20 protein-coding genes are annotated in these 22,721 nt (G+C 50.2%); 5 read left to right on the top strand and 15 right to left on the bottom strand.

The features are described from left to right. The first annotated feature begins 49 nt into the window (after positions 1–49). From ASF12_RS31840 to ASF12_RS31825, 4 genes are all read left to right on the top strand, one after another. On the top strand, positions 50–997 hold the full coding sequence (locus ASF12_RS31840) for an AraC family transcriptional regulator (protein WP_235533348.1): 948 nt from the start codon (positions 50–52) through the stop codon (positions 995–997). Between the two features lie 18 nt (positions 998–1,015). Continuing rightward, on the top strand, positions 1,016–2,107 hold the full coding sequence (locus tag ASF12_RS31835) for a Gfo/Idh/MocA family protein (protein ID WP_056043283.1): 1,092 nt from the start codon (positions 1,016–1,018) through the stop codon (positions 2,105–2,107). Positions 2,108–2,265: 158 nt separating this feature from the next. Further along, positions 2,266–3,348, top strand: a complete 1,083-nt coding sequence (locus tag ASF12_RS31830; protein ID WP_056043280.1) for a Gfo/Idh/MocA family protein — start codon at positions 2,266–2,268, stop codon at positions 3,346–3,348. Between the two features lie 305 nt (positions 3,349–3,653). Beyond that, positions 3,654–4,139: a hypothetical protein gene (locus ASF12_RS31825; protein WP_056043277.1), complete on the top strand. Its 486-nt coding sequence runs from the start codon at positions 3,654–3,656 to the stop codon at positions 4,137–4,139. Positions 4,140–4,148: 9 nt separating this feature from the next. On the opposite strand, the gene ASF12_RS31820 is transcribed toward ASF12_RS31825, so the two are convergent. The 5 genes from ASF12_RS31820 to ASF12_RS31805 form a co-directional block, all read right to left on the bottom strand. Beyond that, a complete protein-coding gene (locus tag ASF12_RS31820) occupies positions 4,149–4,673 on the bottom strand; it encodes a hypothetical protein (RefSeq protein WP_056043276.1) in 525 nt (174 codons plus the stop codon). 54 nt (positions 4,674–4,727) lie between these two features. After that, positions 4,728–5,864 (bottom strand): response regulator, encoded by a 1,137-nt coding sequence (locus ASF12_RS31815; RefSeq protein WP_056043274.1) that lies wholly within the window; start codon positions 5,862–5,864, stop codon positions 4,728–4,730. 21 nt (positions 5,865–5,885) lie between these two features. After that, entirely contained in the window at positions 5,886–8,912 is a 3,027-nt protein-coding gene (locus ASF12_RS31810; protein ID WP_056043271.1) for a hybrid sensor histidine kinase/response regulator, read from the bottom strand. A 705-nt stretch (positions 8,913–9,617) separates the two neighbouring features. Next, complete coding sequence (locus ASF12_RS34940; protein ID WP_155973636.1) at positions 9,618–9,773, bottom strand: hypothetical protein; 156 nt, start codon at positions 9,771–9,773, stop codon at positions 9,618–9,620. 159 nt (positions 9,774–9,932) lie between these two features. Further along, complete coding sequence (locus tag ASF12_RS31805) at positions 9,933–11,756, bottom strand: glycoside hydrolase family 2 protein (protein ID WP_056043268.1); 1,824 nt, start codon at positions 11,754–11,756, stop codon at positions 9,933–9,935. Positions 11,757–12,039: 283 nt separating this feature from the next. Here ASF12_RS31805 and ASF12_RS31800 point away from each other — a divergent pair, with 283 nt between their 5' ends. Further along, the gene (locus ASF12_RS31800; RefSeq protein ID WP_056043266.1) at positions 12,040–13,050 is read left to right on the top strand and encodes a hypothetical protein; all 1,011 of its coding nucleotides are present in this window, start codon (positions 12,040–12,042) and stop codon (positions 13,048–13,050) included. A gap of 235 nt (positions 13,051–13,285) precedes the next feature. Here ASF12_RS31800 and ASF12_RS31795 read toward each other — a convergent pair whose 3' ends face one another. The 10 genes from ASF12_RS31795 to ASF12_RS31750 all read right to left on the bottom strand — a co-directional run bounded on the left by ASF12_RS31795 (position 13,286) and on the right by ASF12_RS31750 (position 22,684). Then, a complete protein-coding gene (locus tag ASF12_RS31795; RefSeq protein WP_056043263.1) occupies positions 13,286–14,617 on the bottom strand; it encodes an LLM class flavin-dependent oxidoreductase in 1,332 nt (443 codons plus the stop codon). A gap of 22 nt (positions 14,618–14,639) precedes the next feature. Beyond that, a complete protein-coding gene (locus ASF12_RS31790; RefSeq protein WP_235533347.1) occupies positions 14,640–15,173 on the bottom strand; it encodes a GNAT family N-acetyltransferase in 534 nt (177 codons plus the stop codon). A gap of 108 nt (positions 15,174–15,281) precedes the next feature. Beyond that, on the bottom strand, positions 15,282–16,457 hold the full coding sequence (locus tag ASF12_RS31785) for an amidohydrolase (protein WP_056043261.1): 1,176 nt from the start codon (positions 16,455–16,457) through the stop codon (positions 15,282–15,284). Positions 16,458–16,558: 101 nt separating this feature from the next. Next, complete coding sequence (locus ASF12_RS31780; protein ID WP_056043258.1) at positions 16,559–17,575, bottom strand: LLM class flavin-dependent oxidoreductase; 1,017 nt, start codon at positions 17,573–17,575, stop codon at positions 16,559–16,561. 40 nt (positions 17,576–17,615) lie between these two features. Next, positions 17,616–18,368, bottom strand: coding sequence for an amino acid ABC transporter ATP-binding protein (locus ASF12_RS31775; protein WP_056043255.1), 753 nt, complete (start codon positions 18,366–18,368; stop codon positions 17,616–17,618). Next, positions 18,365–19,075, bottom strand: coding sequence for an amino acid ABC transporter permease (locus ASF12_RS31770; RefSeq protein ID WP_056043252.1), 711 nt, complete (start codon positions 19,073–19,075; stop codon positions 18,365–18,367). Before ASF12_RS31770 ends, ASF12_RS31775 begins: the two co-directional genes overlap by 4 nt. 5 nt (positions 19,076–19,080) lie before the next feature. Further along, entirely contained in the window at positions 19,081–19,848 is a 768-nt protein-coding gene (locus tag ASF12_RS31765; RefSeq protein ID WP_056043249.1) for an amino acid ABC transporter permease, read from the bottom strand. Between the two features lie 48 nt (positions 19,849–19,896). Further along, positions 19,897–20,757: a transporter substrate-binding domain-containing protein gene (locus ASF12_RS31760; RefSeq protein ID WP_056043246.1), complete on the bottom strand. Its 861-nt coding sequence runs from the start codon at positions 20,755–20,757 to the stop codon at positions 19,897–19,899. A 200-nt stretch (positions 20,758–20,957) separates the two neighbouring features. After that, positions 20,958–21,848 (bottom strand): LysR family transcriptional regulator, encoded by an 891-nt coding sequence (locus tag ASF12_RS31755; RefSeq protein ID WP_056043243.1) that lies wholly within the window; start codon positions 21,846–21,848, stop codon positions 20,958–20,960. 176 nt (positions 21,849–22,024) lie between these two features. Next, the gene (locus ASF12_RS31750; protein WP_235533346.1) at positions 22,025–22,684 is read right to left on the bottom strand and encodes a hypothetical protein; all 660 of its coding nucleotides are present in this window, start codon (positions 22,682–22,684) and stop codon (positions 22,025–22,027) included. Positions 22,685–22,721: the final 37 nt, after the last annotated feature.

The raw sequence follows: 22,721 nt of genomic DNA, 5'->3' as shown, positions 1-22,721 counted from the left end.
TACTGGATTATTTTTCAACAAAAACGGCTTGAAGGGAGGTTTGGCGCGATTGCAACCTTTTCCATATGAAGTGATGCGTGAGCGCCAGGATGCGCTCGAGAGGCTTGATCTTCGCATCCGCTGGGGCTATTACGATATTCATGTGCTGCGTTTTCACCTGACCCAGTTTCTTCCCGGCAAAATCGTCAACTTTCACAAGCATGCCGAGTTCGAGTTTCATTTTATACCGCAGGGCAAGGGGACCGTTATTCTGGTCGATATGCCGTATGCGCTGAACGAAGGCATGTTTTATTTGACTGGACCTGATGTGCTGCATTATCAGGAGGCAAGCCCGGATGACATTATGGATGAGCTGTGCCTGCATGTCGATATTATCGATCGCAGATTGCAGCCCGGCCCTTCCCCTGTTACGGAGGCGGATGATTGGGAAATTGCCGAGGCCGATGATTGCATCAGCAAGCTTCGCACGCTGCCGCTGTTTCCGGCCGATGATGTGCATCAGGCTATGCCTCTGTTTCTGGAAGCTTATGAAGCTTGCTCGCGGCATTATACGGGCAGCTATACGACAATTAGACAAAATGTCATTCAAATATTGCTGCGGGCAGTGCGCGCTTATGACACGGTGAAGGAGCCGGAGCAGGCCCACTTACCCACCCGGGATATGAAGGCTTACCGCTATCGTCTCGCGATGGAATATATACAGGCCAACTACTCTGGCGAGGTCACGCTTGAGGACGTGGCCGACAAGCTGAATTTAAGCTCGCGGCATATTCAGCGGGTGTTCAAGGAGGCCGGGGACGGCCAGTCCTTCAGTGCCACACTCGAAAACATGCGCCTCAAGGCGGTATGCCATGCGCTTGCCGAAAGCACGCAGTCGATTGAAAAAATCGCCCAGCAAACGGGTTTTGCCAATGCCAACTATTTGCATGCGGTATTTCGCAAACGTTTTGATATGACCCCTTCTGAATACCGCGCGCAGCAGATGACCATCATGTAGTAAAGGATGATACTCCCCATGTCCAAGACGCTAAAAATCGGAATTATCGGCAGCGGCGGCATCGCAGGCGCCCATGCCAGAGCGTATAAGCAAATGCTTGGCGTAGAAGTTGCCGCTGTCGCGGATATTATTCCCGGCCGCGCCGGGCAATTTATCGAGCACTGGGAACTGCCCCATGCGGCGGCCTATGAGGACTACCGTCAGCTGCTCGACACGGAGCTAGATGGCGTCAGCATTTGCACGCCAAATGTGGCCCATTTTCAAACGACGGTTGATGCGCTAAATGCAGGCAAGCATGTTATGCTGGAAAAACCGATGTCGGTCACGCTTGAAGAAGCGGTGACGATGGCGGAGACAGCGCTCAAAACGGGCAATATGCTCAACATCGGCTTCCAGCCGCGCTATGACCCGAATATGGCGATCATTCGCGACCTTATCTCGTCCGGCGAGCTGGGCAAAGTGTATTATGTAGAAACGGGAGGCGGACGCCGCCGCGGCATGCCAGGCGGAACCTTTATCCGCAAGGATATTGCCGGAGCTGGCGCGATGGCCGACATCGGCTGCTATTCGCTCGACATGGCGATGAATGCGCTCGGCTATCCGAAGCCGCTGACGGTATCGGCGTTTACGTCTAACCATTTTGGCACGAACCCGCTGTACCATAAGGAAGCGGATAAGTTTGACGTCGAGGATTTCGGCGTGGCAATGATTCGTTTCGAAGGCGATATTGTGCTTAATTTCAAAATCTCTTGGGCGATGCATATGGACTCGCTCGGCGCTGCCCTCTTTCTCGGTACTAATGCCGGACTCAAGGTTACGCCTTCCGGCTCCGGCCCTTGGAGCGGCGTATTCGATGGCAGTGTAGGCTCCATCACGATGTTCCATGATGTACAAGGACATCATACAGAAAGCCCGATTCCGGTTATTCAGCACCAAACGGATTTATTCCATGCCAAGGTGTGGGATTTTGCCGAAGCGGTGCGCGACGGAAGACCGGCTCCTATCCCGGGCAGCCAAATCGTGCGCAATCAAGCCGTTATTGATGGCATTATCCGTTCTGCTCAGACGAAAAAGGAAGTCGATATCTTTTTGCCTTCCCCGTTTGCGTAAAAGGCTATTTAAAGGCAGCTCCGCTGCGTAAAAGATTTGGTTTTCGATCGCTGTTGCTTCTCAAATCCAAACCTTTCACTCCGGTCGCCTTTTGAAGACTTTTAAAACAATTGCTGAAGTACTTCAAATTCAAACCAAAATTCAAGGAGGATTTTATTATGTCTAAAACTCATCGTATTGCGATTATCGGCTGCGGCGGTATCGCGGGTGGCAAGCATTTGCCAAGCCTTAGCACCATTAAAAGCGTGCAAATCGTCGCTTTCTGCGACATTGAAGAGCATCGCGCACAGGAGGCTGCCGCGAAGTATGGTGCGGAAGGCGCTCGCGTATACACCGACTACACTGAGCTGTTGAAGGACGAAACCATTGAAATCGTTCACGTCTGTACGCCAAATGATTCCCATGCCGTCATCGCAATCGCTGCGCTGGAAGCTGGCAAGCATGTTATGTGCGAGAAGCCAATGGCGAAAACAGCAGCAGATGCGAAGCTTATGATGGAAACCGCTCGCCGTACTGGCAAAAAATTGACGATCGGCTACAATAACCGTTTCCGTCCAGACAGCCAGCAGCTGAAGAAAATTTGTGAAAATGGCGAGCTGGGCGAAGTGTATTACGCGAAAGCACATGCGATCCGTCGCCGCGCTGTACCAACATGGGGCGTATTCCTTGATGAAGAAAAACAAGGCGGCGGCCCGCTAATCGATATCGGTACTCACGCGCTGGATTTGACGCTGTGGATGATGGACAACTACAAGCCGAAGGTTGTGCTTGGAACGGCATACCACAAGCTGTCGCAGCGTGAAAATGCAGCCAACGCTTGGGGCCCTTGGGACCCTGCCAAGTTTACCGTTGAAGATTCCGCTTTCGGCATGATCGTCATGGAAAACGGCGCGACGATTTCCCTTGAGTCCAGCTGGGCGCTGAACACACTGGATATTGACGAAGCAAAATGCTCGCTGTCCGGTACAGAAGGCGGAGCAGACATGAAAGGCGGACTGCGAATCAATGGCGAAAATCACAGCCGTCTTTACACGACCGACATTGAGCTGAAATCCGGAGGCGTCGCTTTCTTTGACGGTGCAGATTCCGGCCGCGACTCCGATTTGGAAATGAGAATGTGGCTGAAAGCGATTGAAGACGACACTGATCCGGTTGTAACGCCAGAGCAAGCCTATGTCGTGTCGCAAATTTTGGAAGCCATTTATGAGTCCGCTCGCACAGGAAAAGCCGTTTATTTGTAATAGCTAGCTGCTTCATGAAGCTAAACCTAAAAATCAAGCCTGCTCCCTATCCGAACGCGGAAGGAGCAGGCTTTTTTTCACTAAACAATTACAGTTCTGCTCATCGATCATGTTATTATAGAACTATACTCCGTTTTCAAGGAGGAGCGAGCTCAAGCTTTTTATCGGCGTTTTATGTACGCTTGCAGGGCTTGGGGCCATCATTGCTTATTTGCTTTAGGGGATATTTGCTAAACAAGCATACAAATTTAACCGATCCGAAGGAAGCTTAGCAGCTCGGAGAGGTAGCAGATAGGGGAATTCCGTTGCAGGGCTACCAGGAAAAAAGAGATCTCGAACGCACCGCTGTCCGCATTTTCATCAATCTCTACAACCATAATTATGAGAGCAAGCTCCGGCTCCTCTATCAGCGCGAACGACCGGATGCCGTGCTTCAGCATCGGAACCATCACATGATCGGCGTTGAAATTACCCACCTGTTCTATGACTCCGAAGAAGCGAAAAGGCTGCTGGGCCGCTCCCAATCGCGCAATCTCAATCAAGAGGTTGTCGAAATGCTGATCGCCGAGTTGAACAAGCGTATCCAGACGAAGGAAATGAAAATAAACAATTACGCGACTGCTTATCCGATCGCGTTAATTATTCGAAATGCTTCCCCCGCCTTCGGCATGTCCGACATTTTGCGTGCCAAGGAGCTCATTTATAAGCCGCAAGGCCGCTTTACCCATGTATGGTTTTTATCTCGCGATGGATCAGACGAGTGGTTGATGAAGGATTTGCAGCAGTTGTAGGCTTAAGCCTTAGAGCTGTCCTGCCCTTACACTCACATTCATAGCCGCGCCAATTTTACTATAGGCATAAATGGACCAATCCCCGCTCATGCCATCAGCCTCTAATTGTTCAAAGGTATGCGTAATTTGCTCGCCTTTGCGGATAGGCTTAGCCGTCACAGTCTCTTCTTCATTCCGTTTAATATTCAAATAAATCGTAGAGTCCCCTTTGTTTTCTACGGAAATGCTCAAAACCTTGCCGTCCGCCGGCATCGTTGTAAGCGACCCCGTATAGGCGCTTTGACCACTCTGATTAGTTAGGGCAATCAGTTCTTTTTTGTAAGATATTGCGCTTGCCGCCTGATCCACACTCTCCGTCATTTGAATGCTTGCTGCTGTCGAGGCTGCATTTGCTTTTGCAGTTGCAGTTGTAGTTGGTACGGGATCAGCAGGAACAGCAACTTGCTCTGGCGCATTGCGATTGCCAAAGCCAAAAAAAGCAATCAGGATAATAAGTATAGTTATACTGAAAAGAATCAACGTTTTATTTTTCATATCATCGTAATCCTCCAAACATATATTAAAAAAACTACGCCCCTCTTACGACCGTCACACCTCGATCTGCTCATACAATTGCCGCGAGAGCGCAGAGGGTTGAATGTTCAGCTCAGCCAGCTGCTCCTTTAGTTTGCGATAGACGCGATGCACTTGATGGTGCTCGCCCATGAACAAATAGGCGTGCATCGCACAGCGATAAGCTTCTTCTTCATACGGCGATTGAATAATTGCGCTCTCCGCAGCCTCAGCTGCCTTTTTCCCATTTTTTTGAGCGAGATATTGGGATGAAAGCTTAAGCAGCCACTCCATTGAAAAATGCTCCAGCCGCTGATGCCATTCTACAGCCCAATCATATTCCTCTTGGGCAAGCAGCTCTTGCCCATACATCTGCAACGTCTGCTCCATCTGCGCAATAGATGTCTCTGCAGGAGGCTGCAGCTCTAAAGAAGCGGATATAAAAGCAAATACATCCGCCTTAATCCTTTTCATATCCAGACGATATTGCTCGTTTTTATAGCTGACCATCTGTTCAATGCCGATTTGCCGCAAGCCTTTCCGCAGCAGGCTGACACAGGTGTGCAAATAGATTTTAGCTTTCTCGTACGGTTCGTCAGCCCAGAGGCTTGCAATGATGCGATCACGGTGAACGCCCGACGTCATATGACCATGCAGCAGCAAATAAGCAAACAGTTCTTTCTCCTTGGCCGTCCGCCACGTCAGCTGCATGCCGTTTGCAGATTGGACATGAAATACACCGAGCATATGTACGATGAGTTCTTCCTTGCAGCCAGCTTCCAGATCAAGTGCAGCGGATTGCCCCCTCACGCCCTTGTCCCTTGTCAGTCGGTCAATGGTTCGGGACAAACGCTCCATTTCAATCGGCTTCAGCAAATAATCAATCGCCTCATGCTCAAAAGCCGCTACAGCGTAATGATCGTAAGCGGTTGTAAAAACAATAGCTGCATCGGGATCAGCCTCATTTATGTAGGCGGCCAGCTCCAAGCCGCTCATTTCCGGCATTTCTATATCCAGAAACCAAATATGCGGCCGCTTGTGCCGCAGCGCTTCCAGCGCCTCAAAGCCGTTGTTGTATCGTCCCGCGACGGTCACTTTCTCGGTGCGAGCAAGAAAAATTCCCAAAATGTTTAACGCATGAAGCTCATCATCTACCAAATACGCCTGCAGCACCGCGATACTCCTCTCCTTCCACTACTGGAATGGAAACATAATCGTTACCTTTGTACCTGCGCCTGGCTCACTGGTAATGGAAGGCTCTTGTCCACTCAGATGCTTCAGCCGCCGCTGTACATTTTGCAACCCGATGCCCTGCCCTCCAGCCCTTTTATTCAATAAGGCTTGTGCCTGCTGCTGTGGCATGCCAACGCCATCGTCCTCGACTACAACCTGCACCATGTCCTCAAGCCTTCGAATCGACAGGCGTACGGTTCCCCCGCTAATTTTTTTGGACACCCCATGGCGAATCGCATTTTCCACCAGCGGCTCAATGAGAAGCGGCATAATTTTGCAGGAATGGAGCGTGTCATCTACATCAAATTCCACTTGAAGCCGGCTGCCAAATCGCTCCCGTTCAATTTCTACATAAGCCCGGACAAGCTCCATTTCTTTGCTGAGCGGAATCGTTTCCTCCGAATTATCCAGATGAAAAAGAATGCGCAAATAACGGCTGAAGCTGCCCAGCAGCTCGCCTGCTCTCGGACCATCTGTAAAGCATAATGACATAATCGTGCCCAAGGCATTATACAAAAAATGCGGCTTGATCTGCGATCGCAGAAACGCCATTTCATTGCCCGCTGCTTCCTTGACCAGCCGTTTCATCCCAAGCAGCGTATGTACACGTACGAGAATTTCTCCCGCATCGAGCGGACGCGTAATAAAATCATTTCCACCCGCTCTCAGACATGCTTCAACATCTGCGGGTGTGCCGCGCATATTAATAAATAATACCGGAAGCTCGGCTTGGGTAAAATCATTTCGAATTCGTTTGCACAGCACATAGCCTGTTGCAGGCGGAAGCAGCGCATCCACAATAACCAAATCTGGCTGCCGCTGCCGCTCCAGAAGCTTTTGCGCCTCCGTATCGGAGCCCGCGAACATCATCTGAAAGCCTTCTGTAGAAAGCAATGTACTCAAATGCTCCATATCTGCGAGATCTGCGGTAGCAATAAGTATCACTGCCGAAGCTCCACCATGGCTGCGTTCCCCATGCCATTCATGTTTGGCTCGGGCAGCGGCAACCTCTGAAAGGGCCTTCCCATCTACTATTTTTGCAGATTTCAGTTCGATTTGAATGTATTCCTCCGCATCATGAATGAGAAGCGTCCCACCCATTAAGCGGATAAGCTCTGAGGCAAAAGACAATCCTGCCGCAACACTGCTTGACTCCTTTGCAGAAAAACCCTCCTCCATCCTATCGCCTATTGGCTCCGTTAAGCGAGGCTTGTACCTTAGAATGATTCGCACGTTTTCATCCTGCTTTAAACACTCGAATATAAGCTCCCTATGGCTCCGCCGGCCAATCATGTGATAAACGATGCTGTATAGCACCTGCTGCAGCCTGCTCTCGTCGGCCATAATATAGCGGGCTTCGGGCTCGATTTTCCGCATGAGGACGATCCCTTTTCCATTAGCTAGAAAGCCAAGCACCTCAACAACGACTGAGATGGAGGACACCAGATCAACCGTGCCCATTGCCACCTTCATGCTGCCATCTTTAAAGCGCGACATGTCGATCAAATCATTTACGTGATTCGACATTCGGTGGGCTGTATTGCGTATGAGCTGCAGCTTCTCACGTATGCCAATCTCGTCCGTCTGACGCAGCGGCGACCCCAGAAGCGATTTCGATAAATGAAGGATGCTGTGCAGCGGCGAGTTCAACTCATGGGAGGTTAGCAGTAAAAACTCATCCTTAGCCTTATCTGCCAGCTGTAATTGATGAGTAAGCTGTTGCATGGAATCATAAGCACTGACATATTGATAAACGATCAGCATGGCAAAAGCACCGAGAAGCAGCAGAGTCGCTCCATTGAGCAAAATTTGGCTTATCGGGTTCCATACCACTACGATCGCCAGTGCGCTGTTGATAAGCATCATCCATACGCATGTAATAAGCAATTGAAACTGCGCTTTGCTGATGCTCCCATATTCGCCCCGCACATACTGGGACAGGAGCATGACAGAGGCCGCTACATAGGTAAACAGAATAACTAAATAAATACTGTCTTGAGCATACGAATAAATGTGAAACGGCAGTAGCACAATCAAAGTCACATATAGAGCTAATAAAGCACTTGCAGCCTGCAGCCATCTCCGAATCATTAGCCGTGCTGCAATTCGCGATACAATAACAAATACAACAGCAGGTACGCTATACACCGCGATATACTTCAGCTTGAAGGCAGCCTCAAAGGGCATTTCCGGAAAAAACTGCAGCAGCAGCCGCTCCCCATTTGTAAATACAATGAGTGCGAAACCAATAAAGAACAGCCCATACAGCAATTGAAGCCCATCTCGATGCAGACGAAAGTACAAATAAAAAAACAAAAGCCCCAAAATCAGGACAATGCCTATCGTTAATAACTCAAGCCCAGACTGCAGGGTCGTTCTCGCTTCGATACGCTGACTAAGGCCCAGATCAATGGCACCGTTAATACCGCCGCTATGAAAATCAAAATTAGCCACTTGCAGCACAATTTCAATCTCCGTACCCTCCGAGTGAAAATACACCGTATAAGGCACATTGCGCGGTTGGTAGGTTTCAACAGAACTCCCTGGCTGGCCAGATCGCCCGAGCAGCTGTCCATTGACATACATCGCATCGGAAAAACGAACATAACGTTTGGCTATCGCCAGCGGCTCATTCGGCGGCACATTTCGCACAAGCAGCCGGTACGTTCCATAGCCTTTCCCAGTCATTAAATCACCATTATTATGCTGCGCTTCGTTCCAGTTGCCTGGCACATGAATGATAACGGGCCTGTCCTTTGCTTGCCTAATTTCCTCTGGCGACAACAGCTGATTCGGATAAAACGCCCACTCCCCATCCAAGGAAACGACTCGCTTATCCAGCCATTCCACGCTAGGCAAAGTTAAAATGCCCTGCTTCGCCGTGAGCGTCTCGCGGAAGCCTATCATTTGCTGCAATAAAACTAGCGCGAGGAGCAGCGTCATGATGCCAAGTCCCAGTAGAAAGCGATCTGTTCTGATGTGGCGCACCTCAGCCCCCCTTGCTTGCGATAATCGTTTATTTTTACGGTCATAGGTTAACTTCATAGCGTTCGTATCTATTTAAGGCTGTGCTTCCTTTATTTTCTCATTCTCGAATTGCCCTGTCTATCCTTTAAAACATCCGCCGCCGCTGATTACAGCTTGCACAACGATGAAATCCCGCCTGCCCCTGAGTTGGTGAGGACAAAAGGCGTGGAGAACAGACTCCTAAAACATAGATGCCGCCTGAAAAGCTTCAAACGCCCAATTGAAATCTCAAGTTATCAAGTTCTCTACAATTTCGCCATTACACCTCCAATATAATAAATCCCTCTTAACAATCACTTAAAACTCGCGTGAAAACTTGAAAAAGGGAAGCTGAACATCCTAACTAAAACTAAGTATTTGACTAGGATGTGTATGCAAACCAGAGTTGGCCTGCTGCTTACTTAGTGCTTACTTAGTGCTTACTTCTTGCTTATTCAAGACAAACCTCGTATACCGAGTTAAGGCTGGGGACAGCCGGATAGGTGCGTTGCTGAGATTACTATTACTGAAACCACTGTGGCTGAGACCCCGCAGTTCGGGAACGCTCCCTTTTTTTGGCGGACTGAGGTTCCGCTATTCTGGCTTTTGCTCCGATTTCAGGCCGTAAGCGGACAGGAAATCCGTTATCGTCCTCATTATCCCGTCAAATTGGCTGTTGGCAGCGCATTAGCTGCTCCTGAGTCCGCGGACTGTGCCATAACCCGTGATTTTGTTGAAATAGCGGCTGCTGTGTCCGCCAAGTCCATCATTGGGCAGGGAGTATACCGGATTCGGTTGCGATACTGCGGCGGGAATGCGTTTGACGCTAAAATCAATCAGCATCTGGCTCGCTTACGTTCACATACACGCCCTAATCACATAAAAAAACGATGGAGCAAACGGCAGCACGCCGTTTAACTCCATCGCTTTAATGGTGATCCTATTTAGCTGGATGTCTCCATACCTGTGCTAAATCACTTTCATTTACTAGTCTCTCTTGCCTTATAAGCTAGCTTTCCCGCGAAAATATTTCTTCACAACCTCATACGCCAGCTTTGGCCTGCGATAGCGGTCTACAATGCCTTTGCTGTTCTGCGTACCAGCGCGGGCGAGCAGCCAGCCCGTGCCCTCGGTTACCCGGCAATCGCAAAACTGCCAGATGAACATGCCGGACATGTACTCCCGAGAGGTGTACGCCTGCAAATTCGCTTCTATAATATCCGCCTGGCGCTCCTCCGTGCCGCGTACCCGGTTCGGGTCGCGCAAGCCATAATGGCCGTCTCCGCCGAACTCGCTCATAATCATCGGCTTGCCCGCACCGCCTGCGGCATCGGCCCAGCCTCGCGCCGCATCGCACAGCTCGCCTGGATCTTCATCGCCGTACCAGCCCGGATACAAATTACATGACACAATGTCCGCCAGGTCAAAGCAAATTTCCTTCTCGCGGTGATGGGAGGCAAACGTTAGCGGCCTGCTGCTGTCCATGGCCCGAATTTGCTCCAGCTGCCGTTTGTAGTGAATGCGTCCTTCCTCCAAGTCGCTGGCGCATTCATTCAGAATTGCCCAAATGACAATCGAGGGATGATTATAATGCTGCTCCACCATCTCTCGATTAACCTGCTCGCACTGCCAAATAAAATTTGGATTGCGCATTTGCTCAATCGACAAGCCGCGGGCATGATTTTCTTCCCATACGAGCACGCCGTGCTCATCGCATAAATCGAGGAACCGCTCATCATTCGGATAATGGCTCGTACGCACCGCATTAGCGCCCATATCCAGCATCAACTGCAAATCCTGTGCCATGAGCGGCAGCGGGAATGATGACCCCGTCAGCGGATGATCCTCATGGCGATTAAATCCTTGAAGTACGATATCCTCGCCGTTCAGCTGAATGCGTCCACGCTCCGTCGTAACCGTACGGAAGCCGACGCGTTCCACCAAATCATCGACAGGAGCCGTTTGCCCTTCAATTTGCAGCAAAACCTGCAGCAAATACAAAGCCGGATTTTCCTGCGACCAAGACTGCACCTGATCAATGCTGAAAACGCCGCCTACTGTGACCGTCTCTCCCGGCTGCAAGCTTACACTGCCAAGCTCCAGCGTCTGCCCTGCAATCGTTGCCGTCAGCTTAGCAGTCAGCTGCACCTGCGTATGCTTCTTCGATAGCGCCGGATAACGGATGCAAGCGCGAATGTCTGCCTGCCAGCTGCCAGCACTTTGCTGCTCTGCTTCCGATTCGGATTCTATTTCCATTTCCATTTCTATATCTGATCCTATTTCTGATCCTATCTTTGTTTTTGTTTCTGTTTTTGCATTTACCCCTTTCAATGGGGTAAATGATAGGCGCTCAACAAACAGCTCCTGAATTTCCTCCAGCATGACAGGACGAATAATTCCGCCGTATGTATAATAATCGTTTGGAACGTGGAGCGACGACGCTTCGCTAAAAGAATTATCCACGAGCACGGCAAGCTCATGTGTGCCCGCTTCAACATCGCGAATGACGGCATCGAATGCCGTATACGCATTATAATGGCGGGCAACCGGCTTCCCGTCAAAAAACACATTAGCTGTATGGCTGACGCCTTTAAAAACAAGGCGAAGCGACGTCCTTTTTTCCACGGTCACCTTCGTGCGGTAAACGCCTCTGCCACTGTATGTCAGCAGCTCCGGATGGGTTTCCCAGCAGCCCGGAACGGCTAGCTTATATCGATATTCCAATGCTTCCAGCTGAATTTCCCCATCCGGCACCGTAACAAAATCCCACATACCGCCGAGCTCTCTTACTTTTCGAATCGTATTGGTCTGAAATAATCTGGACATGCTTTGCCTCCCCAATATGGCTTTAACGCCCCTATTGTAAACGCTACTATTTTATCACTATTTCCGTTTTTTGCAAGGTGCCTCATTAACAGAAAAAGCAGTCTCCCTCTCCAAAAAACGGTCGTTTAATAGGCGTGCTTGCTTTAACTAGGGGACTAGCTAACGTGCTATTTTCTAAAACGCTAAGCTGCCATTCAGCGGAGCTTCAGCTTCTATTCAGCTTTCTAGCCGATACGTAAATCGTGGGCCTGCCGGCAGTGATAATGATAAAGGAGAATGGAATATGTCTGTATCCATTAATACGTATTATAAAAATTCGTTGCAGCAGCCATCGTTGCTTGATCAATCCAGCACAGCAGCCAAGCAATCCGAGCTTCAAAGCGATGATAAAAAGAAATCAGCCGACTCCCTGCAGCTCAGCCAAGAAATGCTGGGTTATATGAGCGGTTATCAGCAGCAATATGCCCGTACAACAGAAATATACAGCCCAGACTCCAGCGTAAGCGAGTTAACGACTGAACAGAAAAAATCCATTCTGGTCCATTTGCAGTGGCAGTTGCATGCATCTCTTGCCTTCCAACAGGGCGATGATGGTTCGACACTCGGGACGGATACAGACGGCGGCCCATTAGGACTGATGAATGATGCGTTGTCCGGCATCGACCTGTCCACAGCTGCCGATGAGGAAATTACGAATTTGTTCGACGAAATGAAGCAAACCATGAATGCTAATAGGCCGGCTCCTCCACAGGGGCCTCCGCCTGCCCCTTCTGAGGAAGCTTTTTCAGCGAAAGAGCTGACGACCGAGCAAATCCGCTCATTGCTGACGGATTTACAAATACAGCTTGGGAATATCGATCTAACCGATAAAAATGAGGAAGACGAAATTAGCAATGATCATACGGATAGTACGTTGCTTACCGCTATTAAAAATGCCGTGTCTGAAGTGGATTTATCTAGCGCTACGGATGAGGAGATTTTGAATCTGCTTGATACGATTACGGAACTATTGGAAAGCAATCGCCCAGAGCCGCCACCGCTTCCAGACAGGTCTGAGTTAATTGAGCAAGCTGCAAGTGAAAGCACGGAAGCAAGCGTTGGGCTGCCTCCCATGCTTAGAGCGCTGAGCGGTGTGCTGCCTCCCTTTGCATGGCAAATAGCTGCTGATGCGGATGTAGATCTGGATGCCGATGAATGGTCAGGCGATTCTACTACGGAGATTGATCTTCGTGCGGATTATAGAAAGCAATTGATCCAAGACCTCCAAACCCAGCTAAGCAAGTTCAGCTCATAATAAATGAATCAGGCATAAGCCTGCATTGAACGGCAAGGCCCACACATGCTTAACCAAATGATCCTCTAGTGAACGGAAGTCATACCGGGGATCGTTAAAAGAATGAGTGTAAATAGCAAATACACGAGTCCCCGTACAGTGAACACTTCTAAAATGTCCAGCATGCGGGTACTCGTGTATGATACAAACACATTTACTATTCTTTTCATCCTATCAACTGCTCATAAGTGCGGTTTTAAGCTTCGCTTAGCGCCTTTGCGGCATAGCGATTTTCAGGAATTGGCAGCTCCAAGTTGCCACGCAGCGTATCATGCTCATACTCCGTTCGGTAGATGCCCCGCTCCTGCAAAATCGGCACGACTAGATCAACGAAGTCATCCAGCCCTTTAGGCACGGAGGAATGGATAATGAAGCCATCGGCGCCCTCTTCCTCATGCCAGCGCTGAATTAAATCAGCGATTTTCTCCGGCGTACCGATAAAGTCGGTGCGCGGCGTTGCTGCGCTGAGCGCGACCTGACGCAGTGTCAAGCCGTGCTCCCGAGCTTTGCTCTTGATTTTGTCTGTGCCGCTGCGGAAGCTGTTGCTGCCGAGATCGCCAATGTCCGGGAACGGCTCATCGAGCGGAAATTGCGAGAAGTCGAAATGCTCGAAAAACCGGCCCAAAAATTGCAGCGCCTTATCAATCGATACGAGACTTGCAAGCTCCTCGTATTTGCGATCTGCTTCTTCCTGTGTGCGTCCGATAATCGGAGAAATGCCAGGGAAAATGCCAATTTCATCGGCCGACCGACCGTACGCTGCCGCTCTAGTTTTCACATCGAGATAAAAGGCTTTTGCTTCCTCCAACGATTCATGCCCCGTAAATACAGCATCGGCGCTTTTCGCTGCCAAATTGCGTCCATCCTCCGAGGACCCCGCTTGAAATACAACAGGATGGCCCTGCTTCGAGCGGGCGATATTAAGCGGCCCCTGAACGGAGAAAAACTCGCCTTTATGATTCAGACGATGCAGCTTCTCCGGATCAAAAAATACGCCCGACTCCTTATTCCGCACAAAAGCATCATCTTCCCACGAATCCCAGAGGCCGCGTGTTACCTCCAAATATTCCTCGGCAATGCGGTAGCGCTGCGGATGCGTCGGATGATCCGCTTTGCTGTAGTTTTTCGCCGAGCCTTCAAGCGGAGAGGTTACGACATTCCAGCCGCCGCGCCCGCCGCTAATATGATCGAGCGAAGCAAACTGCCGCGCTACGGTGAACGGCTCGCTGTAGGACGTCGACAGTGTGCCGACCAAGCCGATCTTCGACGTGACCGCCGCGAGCGCGGAAAGAATCGTCAGCGGCTCAAAGCGATTCAAGAAATGAGGCAGCGAATGCTCGGTAATATAGAGTCCATCGGCAATAAATACAAGATCGAACTTGCCTGCTTCCGCCTTCTGTGCCTGCTGCTTGTAAAATTCAAAATTAACGCTAGCATCCGTCACCGCATCCTGATGTCTCCAAGCCCCAACGTGACCGCCAACCCCATGTACAATCGCACCTAATTTGATTTTTTTACGCTTAGCCATAACCGATTCCTCCTCCGGATTTTTATGAAGACAATAATGCCGTTTCCTGAAGCTGCAGCTTGTAGCATTTCACCAAAACATCGCCATTGTACATTTCCTTGTCCTTCGCCCGTTCAAAGCCAAGCTTCTCATAAAGCTTGATCGCCGATGCCATTAAATCCGAGGTGTGCAAATGCAGCGTGGAAGCTCCTAGTGCGAGCGAGCGGCGAATGCTTTCCTTGATCAGCTCAGTCGCAACGCCAAGCCCTCGGGCCTCCGGCGCTACCCCAAGCAAACGGATAATCGGCGACTCAATTTCCAGCTCTGGACGCCCATAGGCGATAGCCGAAGAAGTGAACAGCAGCACGCTGCCGACGATTTCCCCATTAACCTCCGCAATAATGCGCGCCTGAGGACCTTCCTTATCAACCGATTCAATAATAGACGCCTTATAATCTAGCCAGCGATCTGGTGACATAACAGCCTCGTACTGCGAATAAGCAGCTACGACGATACGCAAAATCGCCTCGCGGTCTTCCGCTACCGCATCCCGAACTTCAACTTTGATTTTCGCCACACTATACACACCTTTCGCATGATTTTTATCGGAATTATAGGTTAAAAAAGAGCTTGACCGCTTCATCTATAAGGCGACATCTACTCGCTCCTGAGTTATTCCGTACGTTTATTGTTCATTCGCTTCGCCGAACGATTCCAAATAACGGCTTGCGAGATTGGCAAAATAAGCAGCAGTCAGCGGCAGCGCCTGCTCATCAATATCGAAGGCCGGATGATGCCATTCCTGCGGGCCCGCTGTTCCCATGAAAAAAAACAATCCCGGCACTTGCTTCTGATAATAGGCAAAGTCCTCGCCCGCAGAAGACGGAAGCGGCTCTACGACATTCAGCAGCGAATCGTGAGCTGCTGCGATTGCGGCTTCTACTAAAGCAGCGTCATTTTGAACCGCTGGCGGCCCTTTAATCCAGCGTACCGCCGCAGTTGCGCCGAACGCAGCCGCTACATTTTCCGCCACCTGCTTGAAGCGCTCCAGCACATGCTGCCTCACCTGCTCGTCAAAGGTGCGAATCGTCCCGTCGAAGACGGCCTTTTCCGCTATGACATTCCAGGCAGTGCCGCTTTGAATGCGCGTCACGCTAATGACCGCGCTGAGCAGCGGGCTGACATTTCGGCTGACGATCGATTGCAGCGCCGTCACAATATGCGCCGCCGTCACAATTGGATCGATGCTTGCCTCTGGCACAGCGGCATGGCTGCCCTTGCCTGTCACCTCAACAACAAAGCCATCGGCTGCTGCCATTATCGGTCCCGGCTTAATCCCAACCGTCCCGACGGGCAGATCCGGCTTATTATGAATCCCATAAATCGCCCCCACACCTTCAAGCGCGCCGCTTGCAATGACCGCCTGCGCGCCCGTCGCCTTTTCCTCAGATGGTTGAAAAATAAGGCGCACCGTTCCCGCCAGCGTCTCCTCGCGCTGCTTCAGCAGCAAGGCTGCACCGATGAGAGAAGCGGTATGATAATCATGCCCGCAAGCATGCATTTTCCCTGCGGCCTGTGAAGCATAAGACAGCCCTGTCTCCTCTTGAATCGGCAGCGCATCAATATCAGCCCGCAAAGCAAGTACAGGCCCGCTGTGTTTGCCGCCTACTTCGGCAACTACACCCGTTTTCAGTCCATAATCGACGATGCGAATGCCCGCTTCCGTGAGCCATTGTTGAATCGCCTTCGTTGTAGCAAACTCTTCATTTGATAATTCGGGATGCTGGTGCAGCTGGCGCCGTATTTCAATTAGCTTTGCGCCTAGCTGCTGCGTCCTCTCAGCCGCCTGTGTATCTGCCATGCTAAAGTCCTCCCTTCGGCCTTGCGCTTTTACTCCAGCCTATTCATGCTGCCTGCCCTGCTATTCAACTTTCACAGTAACTGCTCTAATTCATAAAGTGTCTAGCTTTCTACAGCAAGCTCAGCGAATGCTTCAGATAACAGCTCATAGGAACGAATTCTAGCTTCAAAATCCTTCACCGCTGTCGTGACGATAAATTCATTAACGTGATGCTTCTGCTGCCATTCCAGCAGCCGCCTCCGAACGGTCTCCTTCGAGCCTTTCGTAATTTCCGCTTCCTTCACTTCAACGGTATAGGTCTGGCCCGATTGCCTGCCGAATTCTTCCGCCTGTTCGACGGTTCCGACCGTCAGCGTCTTGCCGTTTTCCAAATGAATTTTGACGTTTTTATGGTCAGAGGCCAGATGCGCGGCTTCCTCATCGGTATTTGCAGCAATGAGCGACAACGCCAAAATCGCCTGCGGCTGCTTGCCTTTATCCGAGCGGAACTCCGCATGATAGGCAGTTAGCGCCTCTTCCGCAACAGCCGCATCGCTATTAATAAATTGGGCAAACACATACGGATAACCGGCTTCCGCTGCCAGCTTCGCACTAGCCACACTGGCGCCAAGCACGAAAATCTCGGCCGGCTGCTCAGGCACAGGAGAAGCCTGAAGGCCAGCAAGCGCATGATCCGCAGGCAGCGTATTTTGCACAAAATGCTCTAATTCCACCAGCTTATCCTGCAAGGACTGCTCCTGTGAAATGCCTTTCTGCAAAGCCTGCGTGGAACGGGGCAGCCCGCCTGGCGCCCGGCCAATGCCCAAATCTACGCGTCCTGGAGCAAGTGTCGCCAGCAAATTAAAGTTTTCCGCTACTTTATAAGGGCTATAATGCTGCAGCATTATCCCGCCTGAGCCGATGCGAATGCTTTCTGTTTGAGCAAGCAAAAACGAGATCAGCACCTCAGGGGAGGAGCCTGCAACTTGCGCCGAATCATGATGCTCGGATACCCAGAAGCGGTTGTAGCCGAGCTGCTCCGCCTTTTTCACCAGTGTAAGTGTATTTTGAAAAGCCTCTGCCGGGGTGCTCCCTGGAAAAACAGGGCTTTGGTCTAAAATGCTAAGCTTAATCGCCATATTCATTCTCTCCCATCGTCGATTGCCTCGTAACGCTCGTTTATATGCTGTAGCTAGGTTCCGGCGCGATACGCTTCAGAAACTGCTTCGTTCTCTCTTCCTTCGGCTTGCCAAATAGCTCACTCGGCTTGCCTTCCTCGACGATGACGCCGCCATCCATAAAGACGACATGGTTTGCGACATCGCGGGCGAAGCCCATTTCATGCGTGACGACGATCATCGTAATGCCTTCTCCAGCGATTTTGCGAATGACGTCAAGCACCTCGCCCACAAGCTCCGGGTCAAGCGCCGACGTCGGCTCATCGAACAAAATCACTTCCGGGTTCAGCGCAAGCGCCCGGGCGATGCCTACCCGCTGCTGCTGCCCGCCGGACAGCTCGCTTGGGTAGGCGTCAAGCTTCGCCGCAAGCCCTACCTTCTCGAGCATTTGCGTGCTGCGCCGCCTTGCTTCATCTTTGGGCAGCTTTTGCACAATGAGCAGCCCTTCCATCACATTTTCCAGCGCCGTCTTATGCTTGAATAAATTGTAATGCTGGAACACCATTGCGGAGCGCTGGCGCAGGTTGTGAATATCTTTTTTCCCCGCTGCCTTGAAGTCCAGCTTGAATTCGCCAATGCGGATTTGCCCATTATCGGGCTTCTCCAAATAATTGATGCAGCGCAGCAAGGTTGTTTTACCTGAACCGCTTGGGCCCAAAATAACAACGACCTCGCCTTTTTCCACCGTCAAATCGATGGATTGAAGCACCTGATTTTTCCCGAACGACTTGGAAATTTGCTTCAGTTCAATCATGCTACGCCACCTCGATTGTATTTATTAATTCTCCGCTCCAGCCAAGCTGTCGCCTGCTCGATTAAGATCGTCATGCCCCAGAACAGCACCGCAGCTGCAATGTAGGCCTCAAGAAACTTCCAATTGGTCGCCGCGACAATTTGCGCCTGGGCGTTGATTTCAACGACAGATACGGTAAAAGCAAGCGTTGAACCGTGCAGCATGCCGATCAAATTGTTGGATAAATTCGGCAAGCAGACGGCGAGCGCCTGCGGCAGTACGATGCGGCGCAGTGCCTGCGGCGTCGTCATCCCAATGGAATAGGCAGCCTCCATCTGTCCGCGGTTCACAGCTAGAATGCCTGCGCGCACAACCTCCGACATGTAGGCGCCTGCTGTAATCGAGAAAGAAATATAAGCAAAGCCGATTAACGGAATGACCGTTGAATTAAAGCCAAGTCCCAGTGCGCTAGCCAACCCATCGATGATGATCGGAAGGCCAAAATAGATCAGCAGCAAATGCATAAGCATCGGCGTGCCGCGAATGAATAGCACATAAGCGCTAGCCAGCGGATATAAGACGGGAATCCGATAAATCCGAATGAGGGCAACAGCAGTACCAATAATGAAACCGACGAGCACGGAGACGATCGTAATATAAAGCGTATTCGGCAGCGCCTTGAACAAGCTGAGAAAGGCCGTCCATATAAATCCGGGGTCTAGTGACATCAAGCTCAGCCTCCTTTCTCCAAGCGCGTAATGAGCGTCCGCTTCCACAGCCTTCTTTTTCCATAACGCACAACCGGTTCAGCCACTTGCTTCTCATGACGCAGCAGCCTGCGCTCTAAATAATGGAAGGTCCGTTCCAAAGCAGTGCTGATTACAAAATAAATGAGTGACAAAGCAATATAGGTTTCAATAAAATGCTGGGTCGCCGAGGCGAGCGTCTGCGACTTTCCTGTCATTTCCATCGCTCCCAGCGTGAACGCCAGCGACGTATCCTTCAAGTTGCCGATGACGAGATTCGCTAATATCGGTATCGATATCGCCAGCGCCTGCGGCAGCACAATACGGGTAAACGCCTGATAGCCGCTCATGCCAATCGCATAAGCCGCCTCTACCTGACCACGATCCACCCCATTGACCGCTGCCCGAATCGCTTCGGATATAAAAGCGCCACTGTGGAGAGCATAAGCCAAAATAACGAAAACGAGCACATTGGCCCGCGATACATCAATATGAACGAGCTTGAGCAATTCCGGGAGGCCGTAATAAATGAGAAAGAGCTGAATCAATATCGGCGTTCCACGGAAAAAGGATACATATACCTGCGAAGCACGCTGCAATACGGGAATTTTGTAAAGCCGGGGCAGCGCGATGATAAAACCAACGACGAGCCCCAGCAAAATGGATGCAGCCACAATAAACAAGGTAATATGCAGGTAAGACAGCAATTTGGGTAAGAAATCCAGCAAGTAATGAATATCAAATTTTCTGCCCATATGTTTCCCTCCGTCTTACACCCTTGACCAGCAAGTTAGTAGCACCATTTATTTTTTTACAACTTCATCAAGCGGTTTTGTATAATCTTCGCCAAGCCACTCGATGCTCAGCTTCGAAAGCGTTCCGTCAGCTTTAACCTCTTTAATTGCGGCATCCAGTTTGTCAGCCAGCTCCTGGCTGTCTTTGCGGAGCACGAACAGCACATCGGATTGAATAAGCGGGTCGCCTACCGTCTTCATCGCAGGATTGCCATCCGTATCAGGGTAGAAAGGAAGCGAGAAATCGGTAGCGAGCGTTGCATCTACGCGTCCGCTTTTGAGCAAAGCAATACGGTCATTGGCTGCGCCGCTGGAGTAAACAATTTCATAAGGATTGTTATGCTCCTTGTTGTATTGCTCTAGGAAAAAGGCCTGGTTGCTCGTTGGCGATGTAAATATTTTTTTGCCTGTCAGATCGTCGATCGAATTAATCGTTGTGTTGTCTCTGTACACCGCTATTTTCGAAAGGAAAATGCTATACGGCTCTTTATTAAAAAGGAATTTTGCTTCACGCTCCGGGTTTTTCTCCATTTGGTGAGCGACAAAATCGATTTTTTTCGTCTCCAAGCTTAGCAGCAAGCTGGAAAATTCTTGCGTTTGGAATTCAAACTCATATTCCGGCAGGCGTTTATCCAGCTCTCTAACGAGCTCAACGTCGAAGCCTGTCAGCTTGCCATCCTCATCGATAAAGCATACATTCGGAAACTGGGTGCCCGTGCCGACAATAATTTTCTTCACTTCCTGAGCTGGGCTCGCGCTTGCTCCCGCACCGCTGTCCGCCGTTTCTTTCGTGCCATTATTTGCAGCTCCGCACGCCGTCAGCGTAAAGGACAAAACAAGCAGCGTAGCTAAAAAAGTTCTTTTTTTCATAAAAATCGTTCCCCCATGTCATGATCATTTTTATAATACCTATAATTCCTACCTACTAAGTAAGAATTGTTCTGTCACTAATTTATCATCCGCTCATCAAACCGTCAATGCCCCGGATAATAGGGTTTTTCTATTCTCTTATCTAAACATTCGATAGGTCTGCCTCTGGGCAGCTGTTCCTATTGTTGCATTCGCTTGTTTTAGGCCCGGCTGACGAAAGGCAGCGCTTTGACAAGCTTCACCAAGCTATCGAAAAAAGGGCTGCTCTCGCCGTTCAGCATAATCAGGTTCGTATCGAGCGACAAGCCCTCCACTTCTGGAATCGTAATCGGAAAAAGCTGTCCCGCCTGAACCTCGTCATAGGCAGACAGACTTGGCAGGAAGCAGATCCCCAGCTTTTGCAGCACGAGCCGCTTCGCGGTTTCCAAATTATCTGTGTGGCAAGACATTTCCGGCGGTTCATTGAGCGATTCAAAAACCCGCTGCAGCCTTACCCAGTCAAGCGCCCCACATTCAAAAAACACAAGCGGCTGGTTGCCTATCGCCCTCAGCGTAATTTGCTTCTCCTTCAGAAAGGGGTGGCCTTCGTACACATGCAGCCGAATCGCATCATCGAGCAGCTTAACCGAGCGCAAGCCGGGATGAGTCGTTTGACGGACAAAGCCGATATCGACCTCTTTGTTCAGCACCATCTCCACAATATCATCCGTCTTGGCAGTCACCGTCTTGAAGCGAATGCCGGGATGCTTCTCCTTCAGCGCTGGCAGCAGCCTCGGCACCAAATAGTTTGCCGTCGACACGGTACAGCCAATTCTCAGCTGGGCGGGCATCTCCTGCTTCAGATGCAGCTGCTTGCGCCCCTTTTCCAGCGTCTGCAAAATTTGCTGAGCGTAAGGAAGGAATCGCTTGCCTTCCTCGGTCAATTGAATTTGCTTGCCCATCCGGTCAAATAGCTTGCAATCAAGCTCCCGCTCCAGCGACTGAATTCTCGCCGTTACGGACGGCTGGGAAAGAAACAGGCTTTCCGCTGCCTTATTGAAGCTGCCGTAATAAATGACATAGACGAATGCTTCTATATTTTCGATATTCACCGGAAGAGCCTCCTCGCAAAATACAACTTAACCAACTTGTTAACTTGGAATTATGTTGTGATAATGGTAATCCACATCTACCTAGGTGTCAATGGGCGAAGGAGAAAAAATTAGATACAGAAAAAAAGTCCCCACAGCTGGACCATTTTAAATGGCCAATCTATGGGGACCATACGTTAGTCCAGTAGGGAGGAGATTTGAATGCTCGCGACTTTCTTATTTACGATATGGAAATTCATGACATCCACATAGTTGGCCGGCGAATAGCGGTAATCATCCTCTTCATCGGACACCTCTCCTCCAAGCAGGTTCCCTTCGGGATAGGCTTCTTGCAGCTTCTCGATACTGTCGCCGACTTTGATATTGCGGACCGTCGTATAATTAGAATCGGTTATCTTGATATTGAAAATCTTGAACTGCTTCCCTTCCGCTGAATCAATAGTTTTAATGACAACGCCTGGATAGGTGTATTGTTTCTCCGTGAATCCAATCAGGTTATCCATATTTGTGCCATCTCCCGCGGCATAGGTATGGGACTTGATCGCTGTGGCTTTGCCCAGCATGCCTTCAAGCTTAGCATCGTCTACGATGTCAGAGAGGGCAATGGTATGGTCATTATGCACAAAAGACAGCTCTTTCAGAACCACATTGCCTTCTTTCTTAATGGTGCCTTCCTTAATAACCTTCGAATTGGAGCCGGATGCTTCACTTGCTGCCGGAGAAGCTGGGTCGACGGCAGTAGTCCCCGCCTGGTTCTCCTGGCATGCTGCCAGTAGTGTCATTGCCAATACCGTTGTCAACGCTATGGTTGCTGATTTCTTCATTTTTTTCATCATTATCCCTCCAAGAGTTATTGTCTACGTCTTATGAGGT

The organism is Paenibacillus sp. Leaf72 (assembly GCF_001422685.1).
GTDB lineage: Bacteria > Bacillota > Bacilli > Paenibacillales > Paenibacillaceae > Pristimantibacillus.
The sequence above is the reverse complement of the archived record's forward strand: the minus strand, read 5'-3'. Positions and strand labels throughout refer to the sequence as shown.

Bases quoted from the DNA above. Each gene is read 5' to 3' on its own strand.
- ASF12_RS34940 (WP_155973636.1), bottom strand. From the start codon at position 9,773: ATGCTGATTGATTTTAGCGTCAAACGCATTCCCGCCGCAGTATCGCAA.
- ASF12_RS31820 (WP_056043276.1), bottom strand. From the start codon at position 4,673: ATGAAAAATAAAACGTTGATTCTTTTCAGTATAACTATACTTATTATC.
- ASF12_RS31760 (WP_056043246.1), bottom strand. From the start codon at position 20,757: ATGAAAAAAAGAACTTTTTTAGCTACGCTGCTTGTTTTGTCCTTTACG.
- ASF12_RS31830 (WP_056043280.1), top strand. From the start codon at position 2,266: ATGTCTAAAACTCATCGTATTGCGATTATCGGCTGCGGCGGTATCGCG.
- ASF12_RS31835 (WP_056043283.1), top strand. From the start codon at position 1,016: ATGTCCAAGACGCTAAAAATCGGAATTATCGGCAGCGGCGGCATCGCA.
- ASF12_RS31770 (WP_056043252.1), bottom strand. From the start codon at position 19,075: ATGTCACTAGACCCCGGATTTATATGGACGGCCTTTCTCAGCTTGTTC.
- ASF12_RS31795 (WP_056043263.1), bottom strand. From the start codon at position 14,617: ATGGCTAAGCGTAAAAAAATCAAATTAGGTGCGATTGTACATGGGGTT.
- ASF12_RS31750 (WP_235533346.1), bottom strand. From the start codon at position 22,684: ATGATGAAAAAAATGAAGAAATCAGCAACCATAGCGTTGACAACGGTA.
- ASF12_RS31785 (WP_056043261.1), bottom strand. From the start codon at position 16,457: ATGGCAGATACACAGGCGGCTGAGAGGACGCAGCAGCTAGGCGCAAAG.
- ASF12_RS31800 (WP_056043266.1), top strand. From the start codon at position 12,040: ATGTCTGTATCCATTAATACGTATTATAAAAATTCGTTGCAGCAGCCA.
- ASF12_RS31805 (WP_056043268.1), bottom strand. From the start codon at position 11,756: ATGTCCAGATTATTTCAGACCAATACGATTCGAAAAGTAAGAGAGCTC.
- ASF12_RS31765 (WP_056043249.1), bottom strand. From the start codon at position 19,848: ATGGGCAGAAAATTTGATATTCATTACTTGCTGGATTTCTTACCCAAA.
- ASF12_RS31775 (WP_056043255.1), bottom strand. From the start codon at position 18,368: ATGATTGAACTGAAGCAAATTTCCAAGTCGTTCGGGAAAAATCAGGTG.
- ASF12_RS31780 (WP_056043258.1), bottom strand. From the start codon at position 17,575: ATGGCGATTAAGCTTAGCATTTTAGACCAAAGCCCTGTTTTTCCAGGG.